Source organism: Flavobacterium notoginsengisoli, assembly GCF_014207905.1.
In the GTDB taxonomy this organism is placed as follows: Bacteria; Bacteroidota; Bacteroidia; order Flavobacteriales; family Flavobacteriaceae; genus Flavobacterium; species Flavobacterium notoginsengisoli_A.
On the sequence record NZ_JACHLB010000002.1, the window covers coordinates 23,921 to 49,734 of the forward strand.

The 25,814-nt window shown below is 32.7% G+C and carries 26 protein-coding genes and 1 tRNA gene; 15 read left to right on the top strand and 12 right to left on the bottom strand.

Translation table 11 applies throughout. The features are described from left to right. Positions 1–21 precede the first annotated feature (21 nt). The gene (locus HNP35_RS06970) at positions 22–507 is read left to right on the top strand and encodes a GNAT family N-acetyltransferase (RefSeq protein ID WP_184161196.1); all 486 of its coding nucleotides are present in this window, start codon (positions 22–24) and stop codon (positions 505–507) included. 73 nt (positions 508–580) lie between these two features. Further along, positions 581–1,450 carry a peptide chain release factor N(5)-glutamine methyltransferase gene (gene prmC, locus HNP35_RS06975; protein ID WP_317618009.1) on the top strand — a complete coding sequence of 290 codons (870 nt, stop codon included), beginning with the start codon at positions 581–583 and terminating at the stop codon, positions 1,448–1,450. A 70-nt stretch (positions 1,451–1,520) separates the two neighbouring features. Here prmC and HNP35_RS06980 read toward each other — a convergent pair whose 3' ends face one another. Then, positions 1,521–2,765, bottom strand: a complete 1,245-nt coding sequence (locus HNP35_RS06980; protein WP_184159784.1) for an ABC transporter permease — start codon at positions 2,763–2,765, stop codon at positions 1,521–1,523. A gap of 226 nt (positions 2,766–2,991) precedes the next feature. Here HNP35_RS06980 and hisS point away from each other — a divergent pair, with 226 nt between their 5' ends. The 11 genes from hisS (at position 2,992) to HNP35_RS07035 (ending at position 13,223) form a co-directional block, all read left to right on the top strand. Beyond that, positions 2,992–4,416, top strand: coding sequence for a histidine--tRNA ligase (gene hisS / locus HNP35_RS06985; RefSeq protein WP_184159786.1), 1,425 nt, complete (start codon positions 2,992–2,994; stop codon positions 4,414–4,416). Between the two features lie 255 nt (positions 4,417–4,671). After that, positions 4,672–4,742, top strand: a tRNA-Trp gene (locus tag HNP35_RS06990). A 480-nt stretch (positions 4,743–5,222) separates the two neighbouring features. After that, positions 5,223–5,801: a nucleotide exchange factor GrpE gene (locus HNP35_RS06995; RefSeq protein ID WP_184159789.1), complete on the top strand. Its 579-nt coding sequence runs from the start codon at positions 5,223–5,225 to the stop codon at positions 5,799–5,801. Positions 5,802–5,876: 75 nt separating this feature from the next. Beyond that, positions 5,877–6,986 (top strand): molecular chaperone DnaJ, encoded by a 1,110-nt coding sequence (dnaJ, locus tag HNP35_RS07000; RefSeq protein ID WP_184159791.1) that lies wholly within the window; start codon positions 5,877–5,879, stop codon positions 6,984–6,986. 157 nt (positions 6,987–7,143) lie between these two features. Beyond that, on the top strand, positions 7,144–8,073 hold the full coding sequence (locus HNP35_RS07005) for an ABC transporter ATP-binding protein (RefSeq protein WP_184159792.1): 930 nt from the start codon (positions 7,144–7,146) through the stop codon (positions 8,071–8,073). 78 nt (positions 8,074–8,151) lie between these two features. Then, positions 8,152–9,468 carry an ABC transporter permease gene (locus HNP35_RS07010; RefSeq protein ID WP_184159794.1) on the top strand — a complete coding sequence of 439 codons (1,317 nt, stop codon included), beginning with the start codon at positions 8,152–8,154 and terminating at the stop codon, positions 9,466–9,468. A 110-nt stretch (positions 9,469–9,578) separates the two neighbouring features. After that, positions 9,579–10,742, top strand: coding sequence for a sigma-54-dependent transcriptional regulator (locus HNP35_RS07015; RefSeq protein WP_184159796.1), 1,164 nt, complete (start codon positions 9,579–9,581; stop codon positions 10,740–10,742). 101 nt (positions 10,743–10,843) lie between these two features. Continuing rightward, positions 10,844–11,503, top strand: a complete 660-nt coding sequence (locus tag HNP35_RS07020) for a DEAD/DEAH box helicase (protein ID WP_184159798.1) — start codon at positions 10,844–10,846, stop codon at positions 11,501–11,503. 86 nt (positions 11,504–11,589) lie between these two features. Continuing rightward, positions 11,590–11,808, top strand: a complete 219-nt coding sequence (locus tag HNP35_RS07025) for a putative signal transducing protein (protein WP_184159799.1) — start codon at positions 11,590–11,592, stop codon at positions 11,806–11,808. Positions 11,809–11,883: 75 nt separating this feature from the next. Then, on the top strand, positions 11,884–12,687 hold the full coding sequence (locus tag HNP35_RS07030; protein ID WP_184159801.1) for a Cof-type HAD-IIB family hydrolase: 804 nt from the start codon (positions 11,884–11,886) through the stop codon (positions 12,685–12,687). 5 nt (positions 12,688–12,692) lie between these two features. Continuing rightward, positions 12,693–13,223 carry a GNAT family N-acetyltransferase gene (locus HNP35_RS07035; protein ID WP_184159803.1) on the top strand — a complete coding sequence of 177 codons (531 nt, stop codon included), beginning with the start codon at positions 12,693–12,695 and terminating at the stop codon, positions 13,221–13,223. 77 nt (positions 13,224–13,300) lie between these two features. Here the strand turns inward: HNP35_RS07035 and HNP35_RS07040 are convergent, their stop codons facing one another. After that, on the bottom strand, positions 13,301–13,819 hold the full coding sequence (locus HNP35_RS07040; RefSeq protein ID WP_184159805.1) for a hypothetical protein: 519 nt from the start codon (positions 13,817–13,819) through the stop codon (positions 13,301–13,303). A gap of 487 nt (positions 13,820–14,306) precedes the next feature. On the opposite strand from HNP35_RS07040, the gene mtaB reads away from it, so the two are divergent. Beyond that, positions 14,307–15,641, top strand: a complete 1,335-nt coding sequence (gene mtaB / locus HNP35_RS07045; protein ID WP_184159807.1) for a tRNA (N(6)-L-threonylcarbamoyladenosine(37)-C(2))-methylthiotransferase MtaB — start codon at positions 14,307–14,309, stop codon at positions 15,639–15,641. A gap of 211 nt (positions 15,642–15,852) precedes the next feature. Here the strand turns inward: mtaB and HNP35_RS07050 are convergent, their stop codons facing one another. The 9 genes from HNP35_RS07050 to HNP35_RS07090 form a co-directional block, all read right to left on the bottom strand. Then, on the bottom strand, positions 15,853–16,362 hold the full coding sequence (locus HNP35_RS07050) for a hypothetical protein (protein WP_184159809.1): 510 nt from the start codon (positions 16,360–16,362) through the stop codon (positions 15,853–15,855). A gap of 204 nt (positions 16,363–16,566) precedes the next feature. After that, a complete protein-coding gene (locus tag HNP35_RS07055) occupies positions 16,567–17,283 on the bottom strand; it encodes a 3-ketoacyl-ACP reductase (RefSeq protein WP_184159811.1) in 717 nt (238 codons plus the stop codon). 115 nt (positions 17,284–17,398) lie between these two features. Continuing rightward, complete coding sequence (locus HNP35_RS07060) at positions 17,399–17,986, bottom strand: LURP-one-related/scramblase family protein (protein ID WP_184159813.1); 588 nt, start codon at positions 17,984–17,986, stop codon at positions 17,399–17,401. 52 nt (positions 17,987–18,038) lie between these two features. Beyond that, a complete protein-coding gene (locus tag HNP35_RS07065) occupies positions 18,039–20,207 on the bottom strand; it encodes a vWA domain-containing protein (RefSeq protein ID WP_184159814.1) in 2,169 nt (722 codons plus the stop codon). A gap of 70 nt (positions 20,208–20,277) precedes the next feature. Next, positions 20,278–21,240, bottom strand: coding sequence for a hypothetical protein (locus HNP35_RS07070; protein WP_184159816.1), 963 nt, complete (start codon positions 21,238–21,240; stop codon positions 20,278–20,280). A 2-nt stretch (positions 21,241–21,242) separates the two neighbouring features. After that, positions 21,243–21,743: an RNA polymerase sigma factor gene (locus tag HNP35_RS07075; protein ID WP_184159818.1), complete on the bottom strand. Its 501-nt coding sequence runs from the start codon at positions 21,741–21,743 to the stop codon at positions 21,243–21,245. A gap of 199 nt (positions 21,744–21,942) precedes the next feature. Then, positions 21,943–22,407 (bottom strand): hypothetical protein, encoded by a 465-nt coding sequence (locus HNP35_RS07080; protein WP_184159820.1) that lies wholly within the window; start codon positions 22,405–22,407, stop codon positions 21,943–21,945. A gap of 6 nt (positions 22,408–22,413) precedes the next feature. After that, positions 22,414–23,250: a DUF6929 family protein gene (locus tag HNP35_RS07085; RefSeq protein ID WP_184159822.1), complete on the bottom strand. Its 837-nt coding sequence runs from the start codon at positions 23,248–23,250 to the stop codon at positions 22,414–22,416. Between the two features lie 24 nt (positions 23,251–23,274). Then, complete coding sequence (locus HNP35_RS07090) at positions 23,275–23,940, bottom strand: hypothetical protein (RefSeq protein ID WP_184159824.1); 666 nt, start codon at positions 23,938–23,940, stop codon at positions 23,275–23,277. A gap of 236 nt (positions 23,941–24,176) precedes the next feature. Here HNP35_RS07090 and HNP35_RS07095 point away from each other — a divergent pair, with 236 nt between their 5' ends. Further along, entirely contained in the window at positions 24,177–25,055 is an 879-nt protein-coding gene (locus HNP35_RS07095) for a PPK2 family polyphosphate kinase (RefSeq protein ID WP_184159826.1), read from the top strand. Positions 25,056–25,172: 117 nt separating this feature from the next. Here HNP35_RS07095 and HNP35_RS07100 read toward each other — a convergent pair whose 3' ends face one another. Continuing rightward, on the bottom strand, positions 25,173–25,691 hold the full coding sequence (locus tag HNP35_RS07100) for a hypothetical protein (protein WP_184159828.1): 519 nt from the start codon (positions 25,689–25,691) through the stop codon (positions 25,173–25,175). Between the last annotated feature and the right edge of the window lie 123 nt (positions 25,692–25,814).

Sequence of the window (25,814 nt, forward strand, 5' to 3'; positions counted from 1 at the left end):
GATAAAGATGGTAAAGAAAAAATGAAAAACTGGATTATCAGAAAAATTAAAAAAGAAGACAATCAAGCTATAGCGAGTTTAATACAATCAGTTTTTGACGAAATGGAAATTCCGAAAGTTGGAACTGCTTACGAAGATCCTTATTTGGATTTGATGTTTGAAGAATATGGTAAACCGAAATCAGCATATTTTGTTGTTGAAAATGATGGTGAAATAGTAGGATGCGCTGGAATTGCATCTCTAGAAAATGGAGATCCGAAAATCTGCGAATTACAAAAAATGTATTTTTTGCCCCAAACAAGAGGTTTAGGAATTGGAACTCAAATGATGGAAATTTGCTTGAAGCAAGCTAGAGAATTTGGTTTTGAAAAATGTTATATAGAAACGATGCCATTTATGCACGCTGCCCAAAAGCTGTATAAAAAATCGGGTTTTGAATATTTAGACGCTCCGTTAGGATCAACTGGGCATAGTTCTTGTCCCGTGTGGATGTTGAAAGTTTTATAGTTAAAGTTTGTAACAAATCTTAATGGGTAAGACTTATGGAAAGATTAAAACAGCTTTTTGCTGATGGAATAATATTCAGAAAATTAAAATGAAGATTAAACAATACCGCACTCAATTTATCAAAGAATTATCGCCTTTTTACGATGCGTACGAAGCGGAAAGTTTTTTTTATTTGATTTTAGAAGATCGGCACAAACTTCGCCAGATTGATTTAGCGTTAAATCATGAATTAACTTTTGAGGAAAACGACTTTATTATGTGGGATGAACTTGTAAATCATCTTAAAAATGAAGTTCCGATCCAGTATTTACTTGGAAAAACACATTTTTATGGATTGGATTTTGAAGTAAATGAAAATGTCTTAATTCCAAGACCTGAAACGGAAGAATTGGTAGAATGGATTATTAACGAGAATGCAAGTCCAGAAAAATCCAAGAAAATAAAAATTTTAGATATTGGAACCGGAAGCGGCTGTATTGCTATTTCTTTGGCGAAGAATCTTCCAAATGCAGAAGTTGTTGCTATTGATGTTTCTAAAAAAGCAATTGAAACTGCTAAAAGAAACGCTGTTCGAAATAACGTCGATGTAACTTTTGTATTGCTGGATATTCTGAAAGAAGAAGAATTACGATGCCAGTTTGATATTATTGTTTCGAATCCGCCTTATGTTCGAAATTTAGAAAAAGTAGAAATCAAGAAAAATGTCTTGAATTACGAACCTCACTTGGCACTTTTTGTAGAAGATAATGATGCGTTGATTTTTTACAGAAAAATTGCTTCACTGGCAAAAAAAGCCCTTTTCGGAAAAGGAAAATTATATTTTGAAATCAATCAATATCTTGGTAAAGAAATGATCGAATTGCTTGAAAATATGAATTTCAATAATGTAGAACTTCGAAAAGATATTTACGATAACGACAGAATGATTAAAGGGAATATTTAAAAGTTTTCAGTCGCAGTTTTCAGTCGCAGTCAACAACTGAAAACCGAGACTGTGACTGAAAACTAAAAAATTATTCATAGCGAAGCGCTTCAATCGGATCTAACTTAGAAGCTTTAATTGCTGGATATAAACCAGAAACTAAAGCAACACAAAAACTAGTTGCAAAAGCGGCAAAAATAGCCATCCACGGAATTACAAATGAAAAACTCATTGCGGTTGCAATTGCAAAACCAAGAAGTATTCCGAGAATGATTCCGACCAAACCTCCGATTTGTCCAATTAGCAAAGTTTCGATAAAAAACTGAAAAGCGACCGTTGTCCTTTTTGCTCCCAAAGCTTTACGAACGCCAATTTCGCGAGTTCGTTCAGTAACCGAAACAATCATAATATTCATTAAAGCAATAGAAGAGCCTAATATTGTGATAATGCTGATAATCCAAGAAGCCCATCCAAGATATTTTGTGATTCCAAGAATACGATTAATCAAATCATCGCTTCGTACCACTCCAAAATTATTATCACGAACAGGACTTAATTTTCGAACTCTTCGCATAGTACTGGTCGCATTGTCAATAGCTTGGTCTAAAACTTCTTTTTTAGAAACCATGACACTTATGGTGTAATTAATATTTGGCGCTGTAAATAAAGATCGTGCTACCTGAATTGGAATCAGAACACGTAAATCCTGACTGTTTCCAAACGTTGAACCTTTCTCTTTTAAAACTCCAATTACTTTAAATCTTGCACCTCGAATTGATATTACTTTATCAATTGGATTTACATCTTTCAAAAGTCCTTTTTCAAAATCAGAACCTACAATACAAGAATAAGTGTTATTGTCAATATCAAACTGGTTGAAACTTCTTCCTAAACTAGTTTCTAAACCAGAATTGGTAATAAAATGTTCGTCAACACCAACAATTGTAATTTCCGGATCTGTTTTTTCGCCCAAATATTTAACTTCGGCGGTTGAAGTTGCTGTAAACGATAGAGAAGTTTCGGTAAAAGGATATTTGTATTTGTTTTTGAAAGCAACAGCTTCAGGATAAGAAATAATTGGATTAATAACTTCTCTCTCATTCCCGCCGCGGTTACGAACTTTATTTTCGTATTGATTAATATTGAAAGTATTGGCTCCCATAGATGCAAAATCACTAGAAATAGTATTTTCTAAAGCAGAAACCACAGTAAGAATTCCAACCAAAGCGGTAATTCCGATGGCGATAATTAAAACAGTAAGAATAGTTCGCAGAATTTGCGTTTTGATAGAACCAAACGCAATTCGGATATTTTCTTTAAATAATTTTAGCATCATGACCAATTTGTCACGAAAATACGTTTTTTGTTACAAGTTTGTTTTCGAACTGCTATTATTTATTTTAAAAAGTAAGATATTTGCAGACTTAAATTAAGTCGAAAGTTGGAAAGTCTAAAAACGCCAGCAATCAAAAAAAATATAAATAAATTAATTTTTAAGGTTTTTGAATTTAAGTTTCAAAAAGAAATCTAAAATCTAAAATCGACAATCTAAAATAAAGAAGATGGCTTCTAAACCAAGTATTCCAAAAGGGACAAGAGATTTTTCGCCTGCTGAGGTGTCAAAACGTCAATATATTATTCAGACCATAAAAGCAAATTTTGAAAAGTTTGGTTTTCAGCCAATCGAAACACCTTCGTTTGAAAATTCAGATACCTTAATGGGGAAATATGGAGAAGAAGGAGATCGTCTGATTTTTAAAATATTAAACTCTGGGAATTTTTTCTACAATAAAAGTAAAATTGAATTGCCAGAATCTATTGAAGAATTACAAATAAATTCGGCTGAAAAAATCAGTCTAGAACAAAGAATCGAACTAAATAAATTTACAGGAAAAATTTCTGAAAAAGCTCTACGTTACGATTTGACAGTTCCGTTTGCTAGATACGTTGTGCAACACCAAAGTGAAATAGAATTTCCATTTAAAAGATATCAAATTCAGCCAGTTTGGAGAGCAGATAATCCACAGAAAGGACGTTTTAGAGAATTTTTTCAATGCGATGCCGATGTTGTAGGTTCAAAATCTCTATGGCAAGAAGTAGAATTGGTTCAACTATACGATACTGTTTTTACTTCTTTAGGTTTAGAAGGCGTAACCATTAAAATCAACAATAGAAAGATTTTATCTGGAATTGCAGAAGTAATTGGCGCTTCAGATAAATTAATCGATTTTACAGTTGCTCTAGATAAATTAGATAAAATTGGAGAAGATGGCGTAAAGAAAGAAATGATTGAAAAAGGAATTTCTGAAGACGCTTTAGTAAAAGTGCAGCCACTTTTTAGCTTTTCTGGAACTTTTGCAGATAAAATCAATCAGCTTTCAGATTTGTTGGCTTCTTCTGAAGAAGGAATGAAAGGTGTTGAAGAATTGAAATTTATATGTGACAATGTTGCAGTTTTAGGATTGTCAACAGCAATTTTAGACTTAGATGTGACTTTGGCTCGTGGTTTAAATTATTACACAGGAGCAATTTTTGAAGTTGCAGCTCCAAAAACAGTTGCCATGGGATCTATCGGCGGTGGCGGAAGATACGACGACTTGACTGGTATTTTTGGTTTGAAGAATATGAGCGGTGTCGGAATTTCTTTTGGATTGGATAGAATTTATCTAGTTTTAGAAGAATTGCAATTGTTTCCAGAAACTGTAGCGGCTACTTCTAAAGCTATTTTTATCAATTATGGAGATAAAGAAGCTTTATATGCTTCAAAAGCAATTCAGAAATTAAGACAAGAAAATGTAAAAGTGGAGTTGTATCCAGACAATGTAAAAGTTGGGAAACAATTTCAATATGCAGATAAACGCTTGATTCCGTTTGCGGTAATTGCTGGAGATCAGGAAATAGCTTCGAATACTTATGCACTTAAAAATTTAGTGACAGGAGAACAGATTTCTGTAGATTTTGAAGGATTAAAAAATGCATTGATCTAAAAATCAGATTTATAAGTTTTTTGCACGCAGATTTTATAGATTTGAGCAGATTATATTTGATTTTTTGTTTAAAAAAATCTGCGCTAATCTGCCTAAATCTTTTTTTAAATCTGCGTGAAATAAAATATAGGTTAACTGTTTGAATCAAAGGTTTTTGCTTGGAATCGCGCATATTTAAAGGAATTTCTTTTAAAATCTCTTTAGAAAATAGTTGCCAGTAAAGAAAAAAAACTCTTAATTTGCCCACCTTAAGTTACGGGCGTAGTTCAAGGGTAGAATAGCGGTCTCCAAAACCGTTGATGGGGGTTCGAATCCCTCCGCCCGTGCAATTGTTTTTTTAACGCAAAGAACGCAAAGATTTTTATCTAAGAATAATTTTTACAAAGTTCGCATAGCTATTAATACAAAGCTTTGCGAACTTTTTGATTTTTTGTAAAAGTTTAAGAGTGAAAAAAAAACTTAGCGTACTTTGCGTTAATTTTTTTGTTAGTCAGACTTTGTCATTAATTCATTAAAGCATAAAAAAAAGCTTCGTCTCTGTAGGCGAAGCTTTTTTTAATATAAGGTAAATTTGAATTAATAATTATTTTGAGGCCAAAGCCAACCCTTAAATTCAATTTTGGTGGTAATAATTTTTGTTTTACGCAATCAAAGATAAAATAAACTATAACGTAATAGTCTTAAAATTATACTAAATTTTGACTGTCTAATTTCCTTTTTTAAAAGTCTCATAATTAATAGAGTGACAATTTGACATTTTATAAGATTTGGCAGTACTTTTGCAATCCAACAGAAAGAAATAAAAAATGAAGTTTAAAAATATTTTTAAAAATAAAAGTAATATGACTACGGAAAATACAGAATTCGATCAGGAATTAGATGATGCAACGATAGAGACTAACGCTAATGGAGAGCAATTAATTGTTGAAGAATTAAGTGTTGAGGAGCAATTAGCTCAAGACTTAGCTAAAGAAAAAGATAAGTTTTTGAGATTATTTGCTGAATTTGAAAATTACAAAAAAAGAACTTCAAAAGAGCGTCTTGAATTATTTAAAACAGCAAACCAAGAAGTTTTATTGGCTATGCTTCCAGTTTTAGATGATTTTGACAGAGCAGCTGTAGAGATCAACAAATCTGATGATGAAAATTTGAAAAAAGGTGTTGAATTAATTCATGAAAAATTGAAAAACACTTTGGTTTCTAAAGGTTTAGAGCAAGTTGAAATTCAAGCAGGTGATGCTTTTAATGCTGATATTGCTGAAGCGATTACTCAAATCCCAGCCCCATCTGACAAATTAAAAGGTAAAATCGTTGATGTTATTGAAAAAGGATACAAATTAGGAGACAAAATTATTCGTTTCCCTAAAGTTGTTGTTGGAAACTAAGAAGCAATAAAAGTTCAAAATTCAGTTTTTAAAATTGGAATTTGGAATTTTTAGATTTAGAATTTAACCTAAATTATGAAAAAAGATTTTTACGAAATACTAGGCATTTCAAAAAATGCTGACGCTGCCGAAATTAAAAAAGCATACAGAAAAAGTGCGCTAAAATACCATCCTGATAAAAACCCAGGCGACAAAGAGGCAGAAGAAAACTTCAAATTGGCGGCAGAAGCTTATGAAGTTTTGAGTGATCCGCAGAAAAAAGCAAAATACGATCAATACGGTCATCAAGCATTTGATGGTTCTGGCGGATTTGGCGGTGGTCATGGCGGTATGAATATGGATGACATTTTCAGTCAGTTTGGTGATATTTTTGGTGGTGGATTTGGCGGCTTCGGAGGCGGAGGCGGTGGTCCTCGTCGTGCAAAAGGAAGCAATCTTCGAATTAAAGTAAAATTGACTTTAGAAGAAATTGCAAATGGAGTGGAGAAAAAAGTAAAAGTAAAACGTAAAGTTCAAGCTAAAGGTGTAACGTATAAAACTTGTACAACTTGTAATGGTCAAGGTCAGGTGATGCGTGTTACTAATACCATTTTAGGAAGAATGCAATCTGCGTCAACTTGTCCTACTTGCGGCGGTTCTGGTCAGATTTTAGATAAAAAACCTTCTGAGGCAGATGCACAAGGAATGGTTCAGGAAGACGAAACGGTATCAATCAAAATTCCTGCGGGAGTTGTTGACGGAATGCAGTTGAAAGTTTCTAACAAAGGTAACGATGCGCCAGGAAATAGTATTCCAGGAGATTTAATTGTTGCAATTGAAGAAATTGAACACGAATTCTTGAAACGTGAAGGTGAAAATGTTCATTTTGATTTATACATCAGTTTCCCAGAAGCAGTTTTAGGAGCTTCAAAAGATATCGAAGCTATTAACGGAAAAGTTCGTATTAAGTTAGAGGAAGGAATTCAGTCTGGAAAAATTTTAAGATTGAAAGGAAAAGGAATTCCAAGTTTAAATGGTTACGGAAATGGTGATTTATTAGTTCACGTAAATGTTTGGACTCCAAGAACATTAAATAAAGAACAAAAACAATTCTTTGAAAACGCTTTAACTGACGAGCACTTTGCTCCAAGTCCTGAGAAATCAGAGAAATCATTTTTTGAAAAAGTAAAAGATATGTTTTCATAATCTAACTTTTTTAAAAGTTTAAATATATTAAAAACCCATTCTATAGATTTAGAATGGGTTTTTTGCGTATTATGACACAGATTCGCTAGTAATTATTTACTTTTACAGTCGCTGAGCCGTAATTGGCTAAGTGACGCAGTAAATCCTTAAAAATAACATGAGCAACTTACTAGAAGTACATAAGGTCGTAAAACAATACGGCGATTATGTAGCGCTTAACGAAGTTTCATTAAATGTGCCAAAAGGCAGTATATATGGACTTTTAGGTCCGAATGGAGCTGGAAAAACTTCCCTTATAAGAATCATAAATCAAATTACATTGCCTGATAGTGGCGAAATAATTTTAGATGGAGAAAGGCTACAGCCTAAACATGTGCAAACAATTGGCTATCTTCCAGAAGAAAGAGGTTTGTACAGTTCGATGAAAGTTGGAGAACAATGTTTGTATCTGGCTCAAATGAAAGGACTTTCTAAAGCTGAAGCCAAAAAACAATTAGATTATTGGTTTGACCGTTTAGGAATTCAAGGTTGGTGGAATAAGAAAATTCAAGAGCTTTCTAAAGGAATGGCGCAAAAAATCCAGTTTGTGGTTTGTGTTTTGCATAAACCAAAATTGCTGATTCTGGATGAGCCTTTTTCTGGATTTGACCCTGTAAATGCAAATATTATCAAAGACGAAATTTTAGCTTTAAAAGAACAAGGTTCAACTATTATTTTTTCAACTCACAGAATGGAAAGTGTAGAGGAACTTTGCGAAAACATTGCATTGATTCACAAATCTAATAAACTGATCGAAGGAAAAGTGACTGATGTAAAACGCCAATTTAGAACTAACAGTTTTGAAGTTGGAATTTTAACAAACAACGTTGAAGGTTTGATGTATGATATTACTCAAAAGTTTACCGTTTCTCCTGCTAATTTTAAATCTCTTAATGATGATTTGAAATTGAATATTGAAATAGGAAATGCTTCGCCAAATGAATTATTGAACGTTTTGACACAACGCGGACAAGTAACACATTTCGTAGAGAAAATTCCAAGCATAAACGATATTTTTATTCAAACAGTAACAGAAAATAAAAATTAAAATTCCAAAAAATAAATTCCAAATTCCAATGGCAAAATGTTCAAAATTGGAATTTGGAATTTGAAAATTTAAATATTTATGAATATTATTTCATTAATTATAAAAAGAGAATTTATTGCCAAAGTCCGCAATAAATCTTTTGTTGTCATGACTTTTTTAAGTCCGCTTTTATTTGTGGCTATTGCAGTATTTATTGGCTATTTAAGTTCCATGAAAGCCGAAACGAAAAGTATTGTGATTCATGACGCAACTGGACTTTTTGCTTCCGATTTTTTAAAGGAAAATAAAAATAGTTCGGAGTTTAAATTTTACAATTTGTCCGACTTTGATGTTCAAGCTTTAAAAGATAGTATTACAACAGAGCGTTTTAGCGGTTTAATTGTTATCCCAAAAACAAATAATGTTAATGATTTAGAAAATAAAATAGAGTTTATTTCAAATAACAGTCCAAGTATTTCTTTTATTGAAAGAACTCAGAATGTAATTGCAAAAAAAATAACCAAATTAAATCTCGAAGAAGCAAAACTAGATACTTTGGCAATTCAGAAAGCACAATCAAAGGTTAATATTCATTTGGTGAAGGCTTCTGGAGAAGAAAGTTTAAAAGGTTTAAATGAAATTAAAATCGGAATTGGTGGAGCTTTTGGTTATTTAATTATGATGTTTATTATCATTTACGGAAACATGGTAATGCGAAGCGTTATTGAAGAAAAAACAAACCGAATTATCGAAATCATTATTTCATCTGTAAAACCATTTCAATTAATGATTGGTAAAATTGTTGGAACTTCATTAGCTGGAATTCTGCAATTTATGATTTGGGCCATTATTGGTTTGGGATTAATGTTTGCTGCTTCTGCATTTTTTGGTGTAAACGTTGGTGCGGGAAGTAATATTCCGCCAGTATTAGCCCAATCTGCCCAGCATGATTTTTCAGGTGTAGTGCAAATGGGATTGAGAGAAGCTTGGAATCTGCCAATAGCCAGTATTATCATCGGATTTGTAGTTTATTTTATTGGAGGATATTTTCTTTATAGTTCATTTTATGCTGCAATTGGAGCGGCGGTAGATAATCAGACCGATTCACAACAATTTTTGTTGCCAATCATAATGCCATTAATTTTGAGTGTTTACATCGGATTCTTTACAGTAGTAAATGATCCGCACGGAAGTATCGCGGTAATCTTTTCTATGATTCCGCTTACTTCGCCAATCGTAATGCTAATGCGTATTCCGTTTGGAGTGCCGTGGTGGCAAATTGCAATTTCGGTATCATTATTGTTTGCAACCTTTTTCCTTGTAGTTTGGTTCGCGGCCAAAATTTACCGAGTAGGTATTTTAATGTACGGCAAAAAACCAAGCTGGAAGGAATTGTATAAGTGGCTAAAATATTAACTTTTTAAAGTTGCTAAGGTTCTAAGGTTCTGAGATGCTAAGATTTTTTTAATTTCTTGCGTAAAAACCTTAGAACCTTAGTAACTTGGAATCTCAGAACCTTAAAAGAAATGAGTAAAATACTAATTATCGAAGACGAAGCGGCGATCAGAAGAGTTTTGGTTAAAATATTATCAGAAGAAAATGATTCGTATCAGGTTGATGAAGCCGAAGATGGTGTTGCGGGGCTTGAAAAAATAAAAAACAACGATTACGATTTGGTTTTGTGTGATATCAAAATGCCAAAAATGGACGGTGTTGAGGTTTTAGAAGAGGTAAAAAAAATCAAGCCAGAAATTCCCATGGTTATGATTTCTGGTCACGGAGATATGGAAACTGCGATTCAAACCATGCGTTTAGGAGCATTTGATTATATTTCTAAACCGCCAGATTTAAATCGTTTGTTAAATACAGTTCGTAATGCTTTAGACAAAAAACAATTAGTTGTTGAGAATAAAATCTTAAAGAAAAAAGTTAGTAAGAATTACGAAATGATCGGCGAAAGCGAATCAATCAATCACATCAAAGTAATGATTGATAAAGTCGCTCCGACCGAAGCTAGAGTTTTAATTACAGGGCCAAACGGAACTGGAAAAGAATTAGTAGCACATCAATTACATGAAAAAAGTGAACGTTCTGCTTTTCCTTTAATCGAAGTAAACTGTGCGGCAATTCCAAGCGAATTGATTGAAAGTGAATTATTCGGACATGTAAAAGGTGCTTTTACATCGGCTGTAAAAGATCGTGCTGGAAAGTTTGAAGCAGCAGACAAAGGAACTATTTTCTTAGATGAAATTGGAGACATGAGCCTTTCGGCGCAAGCCAAAGTTTTACGCGCACTTCAAGAAAGTATGATTACTAGAGTTGGTGCAGATAAAGATATTAAAGTTGATGTTCGTGTGGTGGCGGCAACCAACAAAGATTTGAAAACTGAAATTGCTGAAGGTCGTTTTAGAGAAGATTTGTACCATCGTCTGGCTGTAATTTTGATAAAAGTTCCACCTTTGAACGAAAGACGTGATGATATTCCAGCATTAATTAAGCATTTTACAGAGAAGATCGCTTCAGAGCAAGGAAATGCAGTAAAAGGATTTTCGGCACAAGCCATACAATTATTGCAGGAATACGATTGGACAGGAAATATTCGTGAACTTCGAAATGTGGTCGAAAGATTAATTATTCTAGGAGGAAGCGAAATCTCAGAAAGCGACGTGAAAATGTTCGCAAGCAAATAAAAGCTTCGCGCTTTAGGCTATAAGCTACAGGCTTAAGCTTTAAAAAAATATGAATAATTTTTGCTTAAGGCGTATAGCTTAAAGCTTAAAGCTAAAAAGAAATGAAACTAAAAAAGATAAACGAGAAATTACAAGACGGACTAATTGAAAACGGTTTAACAGAAGCAAATGCTCTGCAGTTAGAAACTTTTTCGACTATAAAAAGTGGAGCCGACTGTGTAATTGTTTCGCCAAAAGGAAGTGGAAAAACAACAACAATTGTTTTAAATGTAATTCAGCAATTGGCTGGGAAAACTGAAGAATCGCCTCGCGCCTTAATTATTGTTGAAGACAAGGCTAAGGTTTTAGAAATGGTTGATCTTTTTAATAAATATGGAAAATATACCAATTTAGAAATTTACGGCGTAAATGAAAAAGGTGATATGGATTATGATAAAAACTACGTTTCAACCGGAATTGATGTTTTAATCGGAACTCCAACAAAACTAAACGATATGTTTAGTACGGCAGGTTACAACGTAAATCGTCTTAAAATGTTTATTTTAGATGATGCTGATCCAATTTTAAAATTGCGTCATGAACCAAAAATTATGCGTATTTCCAACAGTATTGCTAAAACGCAGCGAATTATTTTTGCTGAAACACTGACAGAGCGTGTTGAAATTTTGGCAGACAAAATGTTAGTTGAGCCTTATTTGTTTGATATGGATGAAGAAGGAGAAGAACTTGACGAAGAGGAAGACGATATTGAAGAGGAATAAAATTAGTATACAGTCCCGGTTTTCAGTCTCAGTTATTGGAAAGCGGGATTTTTGATTTATAATATTAGAATAAAATATAGATTATCATGGGATTAATGAAAGTGTTTTCGGGAAGTGAAGTATTAGCAATTGGTTTGCAAGAAAGATTAGAAGAAGCTGGCGTAGAAACAGTGAAAAAAGATAATATTCAATCGGCTCGTTTAGGAGGTTTCGGCGGAACAGATTTGGCTGTTGAGATTTTTATTCAAGAAACTGATTTTGCAAAAGCAAATCCTGTTATAGAAAAATTTAGAATGAGTCTTTAAGAAGTCGCAGTTTGCAGTCACAGTTTTCAGTATTCAAACTGTAAACTGTGACTGCGACTGAAAACTAAAAAAAATATGCAATACAAAATGTTAGTGCTCGACATGGATGACACCTTGTTGACAGACGACCACAGAATTTCAGATTTAAATAAAAAAGTAATATTAGAAGCACAGGCAAAAGGAGTTTATGTGATTCTGGCTTCGGGCAGACCTACAATCGCAATGACAGCCTACGCTAAAGAACTGGAATTAGACTTAAATGATTCGTATATCATTTCGTTTAATGGTGCAATAATAAGCCGTGTAAAAGACGATTTGGTTTTATTTGAACAAAAGCTTACTGTAGAACAGATTCATGATTTATATGATTACAGCGTTAAAATGAAAACCGATATCATTACTTATTTAGATGACGAAATTATCAGCCAGACAGATTCTGAATATATCGAAGTTGAAAAAGAAATTACTGGAATGGTACATCGTAAAGTTTCTGATTTTAAAAGTTATGTTGATAGACCAGCTGTAAAATGTATTTTACTTGAAAAGCCTGAATATCTAAAAACAGTCGAAAATGATTTAATTGAAGAAATGCCACATTTGAGTGTTTCGATGTCTAAGCCATTTTTCTTAGAAGCCGCGCAGCAAGGAATTGATAAAGCGGCAAGTTTAAAATATTTGGCAGATAAGCTAGGAATTCATCAAAGTGAAATTATCGCTGTTGGAAACGCAGGAAATGATTTAACAATGATTGAATATGCAGGTTTAGGTGTTTGGGTCGATAATGTAACGCCAGAATTGCGTGATAAAGCTGATGTAATTGTAGCTTCAAATAACAATGATGGTGTTGCTGAGGTAATTAACCGTTATATTCTAAATTAAAGAAAATGAAAAATCCAATTGAAACCGATCGCTTGATTTTAAGAGAGTTACTTCTTTCTGATGCCGAAGGTATGTTTGAGTTGGATTCTAATCCTAACGTGCATTTGTTTGTTGGTAACAGGCCTGTCAAACATATTGAAGAAAGTATTGAGTATATCAAATTCGTTCATAAACAATATAAGGATTTTGGCACTGGACGCTGGGCAGTTGTTTTAAAAGAAACTAACGAATTTATTGGCTGGTCTGGAATAAAATATATTACAGACGAAATCAATAATCATAAAAACTTTTACGAATTAGGATATCGTTTTATCGAAAAACATTGGGGAAAAGGTTATGCTTCTGAAGCTGGAAAAGCTTTTGTTGATTATGCTTTTAACGAAATGAAGGTCGAAACGCTTTACGCTTACGCAGATGCAGGAAACGAAAATTCTAGAAAAATTCTTGAGAAACTAGGTTTTCATTTTGTGAATTCATTCGAATACAATGAAGAACTTGAAGTTTGGTACGAACTTAAAAATCCGAACTCATTATAAAAAACGAATTCCAAATCTTTACATACTTAAAAGTCAGTAAAGATTTGGAATCAATTAAAGAAATAATATTTTGAATATTATTTTTTAGCTACAGAAACAAAATATTTATTTCCGTCACCCATTGTCAATTTTACACGCTCATCGCAAAGATCGATAGCAAAATTAGCACTTTCGTAACAGCTGCAAGTTGTATTTTTGTCTTTAGACATTTCTGTCTTACAGTTGTTGTTTTTGAAAGTTGTTAATTGTGGAGTATACAAACTAACCAAGTCTGTAGAAGCCGTTACTAATGAAATGATACTTGCAGAATTATTATTTGTAATTCTGTATACAATTCTATCAGTATAATTTACTTCATTTACAGTTACTTTACGAATATAAGTGTAAGCTGTAGATCCTTCACCTGGTTCTTTAACTTCAAACTTAAACCCTACAGCACGAATAGCAACATCAAATTGCTGTTGTGAATTAAAGCTAGCCCAAGTCGTTAATGTACTAATAGTAGGAAACGGATTTGCAGCTGGAGTATTAGTTTGCGCTTGCGAACTAAAAAGGGTTAAGAACATCAAGCAGATCGTGGGTAAAAATGCTTTCATAAAGCGTGGTATTTGTAATTTAATTTTGCCTACTCTCTTTGGTTTTCGGCTTTCCCATTTCATTTTGTAACACAAAACAACAACATAACGGCTAAAATTCAAAATTGTTATGTCCGAATTATTATTAAATTAATTAAAGCTTATTAAAATTCTTAAATAAGAAATTATTTCCAATTTCGTTTAAAACTAAAGTAAATGTAAGAAATTTAGATTTTATAAACGAAAAAAATGTATTTAATCGATAAAATTTGCACTTAATCGATTATTTTGTCATTTTATTCTTATTGAAATGTTAAAAAAAGCATCCAAAAGTGCATTTCTGGCTCTTAAATTTAAGGAATAAAAATTAATTTAGGAATGCATTATTAATAACATTGGCGCAAATAATTGATTCGAAGTTGATTAATCGCTTTCTTTTGATGAATATTGTTTGTAAATTTGCAGCCTTAAATTTTTTGACAACGATTTCATTAATTTAAGACAGATTATGGAAAATAGAAAGAAAGTTGCCTTTTATACGCTGGGTTGTAAACTGAATTTTTCAGAGACTTCTACAATTGCCAGAAATTTTAATGACGAAGGTTTCGACCGCGTTGATTTTGAAGAAATAGCAGATATTTATGTAATTAATACTTGCTCTGTAACAGAAAATGCAGATAAGCAGTTTAAGCAAGTAGTTAGAAAAGCAATGAAGCTTAACGATAAAGCTTTTGTTGCCGCTGTTGGCTGTTATGCACAATTAAAACCAGAAGAATTAGCTGCTGTTGATGGTGTAGATTTGGTTTTGGGAGCGACAGAAAAATTCAAAATCACCGACTATATCCATGATTTGAGTAAAAATGACATGGGCGAAGTGCATTCTTGCGAAATTGCTGAAGCCGATTTTTACGTTGGAAGTTACTCAATCGGAGATCGTACAAGAGCATTCTTAAAAGTTCAAGACGGTTGCGATTACAAATGTACGTATTGCACAATTCCGTTAGCGAGAGGAATTTCTAGAAGTGATGCTTTAGAAAATGTATTGAAAAATGCCAAAGAAATCTCGGCTCAAAATATCCGTGAAATTGTTTTAACGGGTGTAAACATTGGAGATTACGGAAAAGGAGAGTTCGGAAACAAAAAACACGAACATACTTTTCTAGATTTAGTTCAGGCTTTGGATAAAGTAGAAGGAATTGAACGTTTAAGGATTTCCTCAATCGAGCCAAATTTATTGAAAAACGAAACAATAGAATTTGTTTCTAGAAGCCGCACTTTTGTACCACATTTTCATATTCCGCTACAATCTGGAAGCAATGATATTTTGAAATTAATGAAACGTCGTTATTTGCGTGAAGTTTATACTGATCGCGTAAATAAGATTCGCGAAGTAATGCCTCATGCTTGTATTGGTGTAGACGTAATTGTTGGTTTTCCTGGAGAAACAGACGAACATTTCTTAGAAACGTACCATTTCTTAAATGAATTGGAAATTTCTTATTTGCACGTTTTTACTTATTCGGAAAGAGATAATACAGAAGCGGCAGAAATGGAAGGTGTTGTTCCTTCAAATGTAAGAGCAAAAAGAAGTAAAATGCTTCGTGGACTTTCTGTTAAAAAGCGTCGTGCTTTTTACGAAAGCCAATTAGGAACAAATAGAACGGTTCTTTTTGAAGGTGAAAATAAAGAAGGCTATATTCACGGATTTACTGAAAACTACGTAAAGGTAAAAACGCCTTGGAATCCAGAATTGGTAAATACCTTGCAAGAAATCAATTTGACTAAAATAGACGAAGACGGAAGCGTTCGTTTGGAGTTTTTAAATAAATTGGCGGAAGCTTAATTAACGATTTTAAGAACTTTGTCAAAGTTCCAAACTTTGACAAAGTTTAAACATAAAGTTTGTCATTCCGAGGAACGAGGAATCTCCGCAAAGAATTCTACAAAGATTGGCAATTTTAAGAGTGGAGTTAATTTCGGAGATTTCTCCCTTCGGTCGAATGATAAAAATAAAAAAGCCCTTTTCAAAAAGGGCTTTTCTATTTTAAAACATCTTACTTCTGATCTTCAGGAATAAGCAATTTCAAAGAATTAATATAATCTGTATCAAATTCTATAACTCGAATTTTTTCTGGATTAAAACCTAATTCGCCTCCAAATTTACCTCTTGTTTCCAAGAAATCAATTAGTAATTCTTCTTCAGTAAGAGAAATTAATTTTCCTAAATAAACCGCTTTAGAAGATTTTTTTGCAAGCTGAAAAATAGTGTACTTTCGATCAAGAAAGTTCAAAATCGAGTTTAAATCCTGAATAGGAATAATGTCTTCGGTGTTGATGTTTATTCCTTTTAAGCGAATGACTTTTTCAGTAAAAATGTGTTCTTCATCTCGGTGAATTGCTTCAATATTTTTATTTCTCAAAATAACAAAACCATCCAAAATAAAATCCACCGGGTTATTTCGAAGCAAAATCCAATCGTCAGAATAATCAATTAAAAATCCGCTATAGATTTGTTTCTTATCCTGAAATTCTATTTCGATTAATTGTCTTAAATATTGTTCCATTGTATTTTTTTAAATTTCCAATACTTAAATTCCAAATTCCAATTGTGGTTGAATTTAAATTTTAAGCTTAGGATTGGTTAGAACTTTGTCAAAGTTTTAAACTTTGACAAAGTTGGTCAGAATTTTTTTGAAGACTTTAATATTTTAAAATTCATAATTCAATTGCAGTATAATTGGAATTTGGAATTTCAAAATTGGAATTTTTTAAGGATTAGTAGACCAGATACTGCTGTTTTTAATAAACACTCTTCGGTTTAATTTTAACTGTGCAATAATCAAATCGGCCATGTCTTCAGACTGCATTACTTTTTCAGGATTTCCATCAGTTAAGTTTAAGTCTTTTGCCATGTCAGTTGCAACTGTACTTGGCGTTAAAGCCGTAACACGAATATTGTGTTTTCTCATTTCTTGCATCAAAGAATCGGTTAAACCTAAAACAGCAAATTTAGAAGCGCTGTAAGCACTCGTCAATGCGTTTCCGTTTAATCCAGCAGTAGAAGAAATATTAATAATATCACCAGTTTGTCTTTCGATCATATTTGGAATAATGGCACGAGTTGTAAAATACGTTCCCATTAAATTTACCTGAATAATTCTTTCCCAAGCTTCTGGTTCTAATTCTAAGAATTTTCCAAAAGAAGCAATTCCAGCGCTGTTTATTAGAATGTCAATATGTTTGAATTCCGCAATAGCTTTTTCTGCTGCAGCATTTATAGAATTAATATCAGAAACATCGGCACTTAAAGCCAAAGCTTTCACGCCTAAATTAGAAGCTTCATCAGCCAATTGCTCTACATCTTTTAGAGTTCTAGAAACTAAAACAAGGTTTACGCCCTCTTTTGCCAATGCAATAGCAACGGCTTTTCCAATTCCTTTTCCAGCGCCAGTAATAAAGGCGTTTTTATTTTTTAAGTCGGTCATTATGGTAATTTTTAGAAATGCAGAAAGCATCATTTTAAGTCTTACAAAAATAGGGTTTTGAAAACTAAAATGATGCTTTGTCAGTTATTCTTAATCTAAGTTTAACAACTTTTTGTTATTCTTTCAGAACCATGTCAATACACATGACAGCTCCTAAAATTAATTGTCTCAACGGACTGTCAGCTGCTATGGTTTCTTCAATTTGCAGTACATAATTGTCGGCACTAGTAAAAAACTCTTTTCCTAATCCTGCCCATTTTTTACTTACTTGAGCCAATTGTTTGTTTTCGTGTGAGAATTTAAAATCCCAGCCAGTCCATTTTCCTTGTAAAGTGGCAACAGGTCTTTCATTTTTATCTAAGATTTCAAATTTTCCTCCGATAGAAAAGAATTTTTGTTTGAAGGTTCCAACCAAATGATCTTTTTCATCTAAAACTTCAACCGTCGATCTGAATATTGCAACACCTCTTCTTACGGTAATTAACTTTTCGCCAGAAGCAGTTGTAATTTCAACATTAAATGGAGTCGCTCTTTTATATTCTGTGAATCGCAACATTTTGGTAAAAAATCCCAAATTGTTTTCGCGACAGTTCATAATAATTTGATTGGTTTCCGGATTGTAAATGTCGTAATTGTTTGCAGCTTTAAACATTCCGACATGTTCTTTTACTAAAAATAGATTTTGGCTTAAAATGGGATTCATACGTGTGTAATAAAATTTAAAAAATAAAGCCGTAAATGTAATAAAATATTTATTAATTATATTGCTTAGAAGTTTCAACTAAACGAATAAATTCTGCTTTATAACCTTCGCCATCGTTAGAATTTCCTTGTTTCGCTAGTTTTACAATTTCTTCAGTAGATTTATCTGCAATTAATTTCGAATCTCTTAATTTCAATCCGAACCAAGCTACGGCAGAACTAAATTTCATATCATCACTCGCTTTTTCCAAAGCAACTGATTTGTTTTCAATTACTTGGATCATTTCGATACTTTTTTCGCCATCAGGTTTTTTGTAGCGGAATTTTATAGTTGCCAATTCATTGCTGTAAGTATTAGAATTAGTTTCTGTTTTTGTGTATTTTAAAGGATCAGGCTGTTCTGCTAAATAGTTGCTTTTTACATTCGCTGGAATAATTTCATACAAAGCCGTAACAGTATGATTGCTTCCTAGTTCTCCTGCATCAATCGCATCATTTTTAAAATCCTCTGGACGAAGTTTTCTATTTTCATAACCAATCAAACGATAAGCTTGAACTTGCTTTGGATTAAACTCGATCTGAATTTTTACATCTTTGGCAATCGCAAACATAGAACCTTTAAATTCTTTTCCTAAAAAACGATTCGCTTCCTGAATGTTGTCGATATAAGCATAATTTCCGTTTCCTTTGTCTGCTAAAATTTCCATTTTACTGTCTTTGTAATTGCCCATTCCGTAACCTAAACAAGTTAAGAAAACACCTGTTTTTCTTTTCTCTTCAATTAGTTTTTCCATATCCGAATTAGAAGAACTTCCTACGTTAAAATCTCCGTCAGTTGCTAGAATAACACGATTATTTCCTCCTTTAATGAAATTTTCTGTAGCCGTTTTATACGCCAGTTCGATACCTGCGCCTCCAGCCGTGCTTCCACCAGATTGTAATTTGTCTAAGGCATCAATAATTGTTTTTTTCTCGTCTCCAGAAGTTGGAGGCAAAACCATTCCTGCTGCGCCAGCGTAAACGACAATGGCTACTTTATCTTTTGGTCTTAATTCATTCACCAAAATTTTTAAAGATTGTTTTAATAAAGGCAATTTGTTCATGTCGCTCATTGAACCCGAAACATCAATCAAGAAAACAAGATTTGATGCTGGTAAATCTTCAGTCGGAATGTTTTTTCCTTGCAAACCAATCTTCAAGATTTTATTGTTAGAATTCCAAGGCGAATCGCTTACTTCTGTATTGATAGAAAACGGATGTTCAGTTTTAGGCTGCGGATACGTGTATTTGAAGAAATTAACCATTTCTTCTACGCGAACAGCATCTTTTGGAACTTGCTGTCCGTTGTTTAAAAAGCGTCTGATATTTGTGTAAGAAGCATTATCAACATCTATAGAAAAAGTAGAAAGCGGCGCTGTTTTTGGACTTTCAAAAGCATTTTCCACAAAAGCATCATAATCTTCCTGAGTTGGTTCTGTTGGAATTGGCATTATATTTAATTTTTTATCCAATTCTTTTTCAGAAAGGTTTTTATAAAGTTCATTTTTTGTCGAAATCACAACGACGCCATTTAAAGCTTTATTTCCATAAATTGAAGTAGCATTTTTGTCCTTTAAAACCGAAACATTATCAATATCATTCGGGTTAATTTTGGCTATTTGATTCGCTTTTGCAGGAACTCCGTCAATGATATATAAAGGCTCATTTTTTGGAGATATAGACGAAGATTCTCTTGGCATTTTAAAATTTTGACTTGGAGCAGCAACGTATGCAATATTATTAGAAACCTGAATTCCCGCTACTTTTCCTTGAAGCGCTTTTGAAGCTTCTCTTTTTTCTTTTCTTTTTTCGGCACGTGCATAACTTCTGTCTTCGTATTCAGAAGTACTTCTTCCGTATCCGACAACTACAACTTCATTTAAACTTTGTTGAGAGGCACGCATTTTTATGTTAATGATATTAGAATCTTGTACGTATTGTCTTTGTGAATCGTAACCGATAAAAGTAAAAATCAAAAGATCGCCTTTTTTAGCTTGAATGCTGTATTGTCCATCAAAATTAGTAGAAGCCGAAGTTTTTGCTGTCTGATTGAAAATGTTTACACCTGGAAGTGGTTGTTTTGTTTCATCTGAAACGATTCCTGTAATAGTTCTTTCTTGCGCCATGCTTACGAAACATATAAGCATAGCAATAGCTGATGAAATAAGTTTTAGACTTTTCATGATAAGAAGTTTTAAGATTAATGTTCGGATTTTGCTTTGTCAAAGCTGCAGACTTTGACAAAGCTTGAGATTATTTTTTCGGAGCTGGTTTTCCGTTTTTTGTGGTGATTATGACAACTCCTTTTTTACCTTTTTCGCCATACTTTTCTGTAGCTTCAAGGTCTTGTAAAATAGTTATAGTTTTAATTTCTTGTTTGTCTAAAGGCGCGTATGGACTCGTTGGATTCTTTCCAAATAAATCATTTTCAGAATAATAAATGCCATCGATGATGTATAAAGGCTCATCTAAAATTACAAGCGAATCTACATTTTCTGGAGCAAAATTTGGCATTTCTTCTCGAAGCATTTTATCTTTTTTGGCATCGTCACTATGCGCCATTGCATTTCCGTTAAGAACTACCAAAGGATTGCTTTTCTTCGCTTTTTGAGCTGACTCAGAAGCGTAAGCCACTCTTGCCGATTCCATTTCTCTTTTTTGTAAATAGGCTCTATCAGAAAAAGCGTCTTTCTTAGAACTCATATTGTCACTTTCTTCAATATCTTCAGCCTTAAGCGGTGCAGTTGCAGAAACAACAGCTTCTGAAGTGATTTGCGGCGCTGGTGCAGATTGAATAGCTTCTGCCTTCGGAACTGCCATTTCTTGAAGACCAATGCTTTCTTTATTCTTAGTTTGATTTTCTAAAATTTTAACAGCTTCTTCATTCGAAACAATTCCAGAACCAGAAGATGGTGTTGCATTTTTTTGTTCTAAAATTGTTTCTTGATATTTTTCTTTTTCCTGAATGACTACTTTAGGAGTTTCATTCACAACGTTTTTATCGGTGCGTAAAAATTGAAAACCTAAAGATATCAGTAAAAGAAGAGAAGCCGCAACAGCAATTTTTTTCCACAAAGCGATTGTTTTTTTATCTTCTTTTTTGTCCAGTTTGTCTTCAACACGCGACCAGACTTTTTCCATTCCGGGAAAGTCTTTAAACTCGGCATTTTGCGAAGCTTGTTTTATTTTATCGAATAATTTATCTTGATTGTCCATGACTATTTTGCTTTTTGATAATACAGTTTATTAACCAGTTCTTTCAGTTTGGTCTTAGCGGCATTCAATTGTGATTTTGAGGTGCCTTCGGAGATCTTCAGCATTTCGGCTATTTCTTTATGTCCGTAACCTTCAATAACAAAAAGGTTAAAGACCGTTTTACAGCCGTCTGGAATGTGGTTTAATAAATTAAGTAAATCTTCTTCTTCTAATGTGTTTAATTCTTCGACAGAAGGTTGCGAAAGCAATTTCACGTCGTCGAGATACATATTAAAATTGGTTGCTTTTCTAATCGTTGCCAAACAGTGATTGACCGTTATTCTTTTTGCCCAAGCTTCAAAAGCATAAGCTTCTTTTAACTGATCTAGTTTGGTGAAAATAGTAAAGAATGCATCGGCAAGAGCTTCTTCAATTTCTTCTTCCTTTTTTAAATATCTTTTGCAAAGGCGGTACAACTTAGGCGCCATGTATTCGTACACCTCGCGCTGGGCATCGCGATGCATTTTTTTACAGTTTGCTATTTGAGTCTCGTTTATCACAATTGTTGTCTTTCTTATATAGAGAGATAAAAAGATAAAAAGGTTGGGATGGATGTGAAAAAAAGTTTTTTTTTTTACTGTAGAGACGCACCGCAGTGCGTCTAACGCAATCTAATTGTTCTCAAAATTTGTCATTCCTAGAAATGAGAAAAATGAATTCAATTTACTTTGCTGTTTTTTTATACCAGTTTTCTATTTTTTTAATTGATTCTTTATCCGTTTTAGGATAACTGTTTAAACCTAAATTTATCTTTGTTTTATTGATATAAGAATTTAGGAAAATTATAGCAAAACCTCCGACTTCAGCATCATCTTTCGAAATATGAGAGGAAAGGATATTCATATATCCGCAACATTTTTCTTTAGAATGCATTATTGATATTAAGTATTGCACATCATTTTGTTTTACCCAATTATCTGGGAATTCTCCAGCCATCGAAACACTATTTATTGGTGTTTTATTATGTCGTTCTTTACAAAGGGTAATAAATGATTTTGGATTTAAATCTTTTATATATAATATTTTATGATTTTCTTGCTCTGCTTTATGTATTCCAAAAGAATAAAAAATAGGAATAAAAGTAAAAAGCATGAAAACTATTATGACACGAAGAATTAGTTTTTTCATAAATGATTATTTAATAGGCAACGTCAATTTATAAATCTTAGTTTCTAAAACTTCCGTATCATTATCTTCACAAAGCAAAAACTCGATTTTATTGTTTTCTTTTTTATAAAAAGTTAAACCTTCAAATTTATTGGTTGAAGTTATTTTTTGCGTAAAATCGATTTTCATCGTTTTAAGATCGATTCTGCCAATAAAACTTCCTAAGATTTCGCCGTCATCATAAGTCGATTTGGTGTCTTCGGCTGTAGAAAGAAAATAAATTTTATCTTCAACTAAAACCGCATCTGTAAAACTAGAGCGAACACCTTTTATTTTTGGCAGTTTATAATTGACAGAAATCAAGGCAAATTCTTCATCTAATTTTTTGGCGTGAATGGTAAAAATCGTGTTTTTGTTTGAAACGCCATTTCCGCGATTGAACAAATACCAATTTTCTCCATCAAAAATAGCGCCTTCCAAATTGAAATCTTCTGGTTTTATTTCGCCGAAACTTTGCATTAAAGCGTATAAATCGACAAGATTATTTTTCTTTGAAACAGTTTTTGACTTTAAATCAAACTCAATCATTTTGTTTCGGTTTTCTGTTGAACCGGAACCAAAAACATAAAGCGTATCGTTATGATGTGTAATCGATTCAAAATCTGGTTTTAGGTTTTTCGGAATATTTTGCGTCGGGTTGTCAATTAAAGCGTGTTGGTTCAATTGCTGATTCTGCATATTGTATTCGTATAAAAATCCGCTGTTGTCGCCAATTACATAAAGTGCGTCGTTATTATAAAATAATCCTGATGCCGAACCGATTCCGATAATTTGAAATAATATTTCTAAGGTGAATTTTTCCATGAATTTTGTTTTGAAAGTCTTTTACTAACGTGACTTTATCTTTTTAAATGTATTGTTTTTTTCTGCTTCTGAAGTTATTTTCTTGAGAATATCAACTATTAGTTTACTTTTTAAGCTGATATTATGTTTGTAATTTATGTTTAAATTCGATGAATCTTGATCTTTTTCTTGAAGAACAAAATCATGAAAACGTTTCTCAATTATTTCGCCATTTAATAATAATCTAAAATCATTATGGCATGAATGGTCAACCGCAATTCTATACTTTACTTTTTTGGAATTTTCAAAAGTTTCATATTCATAAGACAGGATTTTTTCTTCCTTAATAATCTTTTTGTTTAAAATGTATATTTGCCAAAAATCATCTTTAGGGATTTCAATTTTAGAAAATTTCCAGCAGTAATTAATTTTAGTTAGAAAAGTTTTTCCATCTTCTTTCCAAAATACATAAACAGGTTCATTAGTTAAATAATCAATGCAAGTTTCTTTAGTGCCATTGATAGGCTCATCGTAAGTCTTTATGTAACCAACACAATAACTTTCATAAACACAAATAGTATCAATTTTTTGAGATTGAAGTTCTTTAATATAATCTGAAACTAATTCATCAATCTTAACTTTTTGATTTGTTTGTGCGTTTCCTATGCACATTACACAAATAAGAAATAAAAATAGAATTCTTTTCGTCATTATAAATTTTGAAATTTCAGAAAGTTCTTTTGAAAACGATTGCCTAGCCCTGATAGTCCCGACGCTTCGGGAGAAATACTTTGAAAAGAAATTGCATTTTTTCCTGACAGAACAAAGCGACTGAAAGAAGCTCTTGTTATGGCTTTGGAAAAAAGCAGTTTATTGAAAAGTATTGCAATGAATAGCAGGAATTTGCTTCGTAAAATTAGTATATTTATGATATAAAATTTGAAAATATGAAGTCAATAGATCCAAAAGATTTTAAAGTTGTAGATAAAGTAAAATTAAAAAAGCTTCCGACTTTATTAAATGTCGATGCAGATGATGATGAAAAAGAAGAAAAACTAGATAAGGTACAGGCTAAATTGAGCAATTTGCAAGATATTATGTATGCGCACAACAAATATTCGGTTTTAATCTGTCTTCAAGGAATGGATACTTCGGGAAAAGATAGTTTGATTCGAGAAGTTTTTAAAGAATTTAATCCGCGTGGAGTAGTGGTGCATAGTTTTAAAACACCAAATTCGACCGAATTGGAGCATGATTATTTATGGCGTCATTATATTGCATTGCCTGAAAAAGGAAAATTTGCGATTTTTAATAGAACGCATTACGAAAATGTTTTGGTGACTCGCGTGCATCCTGAATTTATTTTGGCAGAGAATTTACCAGACATTAATTCTGTAGATGATATTACACCTAAATTCTGGGAAAAGAGAATTGATCAAATTAATAATTTCGAAAAACACATTGCACAAAACGGAACGATTGTGATGAAGTTCTTTTTGCATTTAAGTAAAGACGAACAAAAAAGCCGTTTACTGCGTCGTTTGGAAGAAGGAAAACACAATTGGAAATTTTCGCCTGGAGATTTGAGAGAACGCGAACATTGGGATGAATATCAGGAATATTACGAAGAAGCCATCAATCAGACTTCTAAAGAACATGCGCCTTGGTACATTGTTCCTGCAGATGATAAAGATATGGCGCGTTATATTGTAGCGAAGATTATTTGGGAAGAAATGAAGCAATATACCGATATTCAGGTTCCTGCTTTAGACAAAGAAATTCTGGATAATTTTGATACTTACAAGAAGACTTTGGAGAATAGTTAAATTAGAAAATGTGTCAATTTGATAATTAGATAATTTTCAAAAAAAATAAAAAACCGACAGATTATGCAGATCTGTCGGCTTTTATCCAAAAACAAAATAATAAATTAAACCTATTTTTTATAGTTTAAAACCATAAGCAACACGAAGCGCTACTTGGTTGGTTCTAAAGTCGTGGTAATCTTCGTAACGTACGCTTAAATCAATAAATTTGTTAGCGTATCCAATTCCTGGAGCCCATAAAAATGTTGTTTTATCATAACCATTTGTTACGGCAAAACCGGCACCAACTTCTCCTAATACATAAAATTGATCTTTTAATACAAAAGCTTTAAAACCTGCTTTTGCCGGAATGAATCCTACATCTTTTATGTTGTTTCCTAAATCATCTTTTCCCATGAATAAGTTTGTAAAACCTGTTGTTAAGGTTAAAGATGTTTTCTTAGAAAGGTCATATTGTAAACGAACGTCTCCTCCAAGAGCCCAGTCGTAATCGCCATCTGTTGGTAATCCGCCGTTTAAACCGAATCCTAATCTAAATCCTTGATCGTAATTTGTTGCTGCTGTGTCTTGAGCGAATGTGTTGTTAGAGAATAAAAATGCAAAAGCAGCTAGGCAAATAATCTGTAATTTTTTCATGGCTTATATATTTGAATTATTAATATTGTAAAATTAAAACGGAGGTATTGGCAGATTGTTATACAATTTTTAAAAATCTTTATATAATATTGAGTTCACCTTATTTTTGCCTTAAGATTGGGA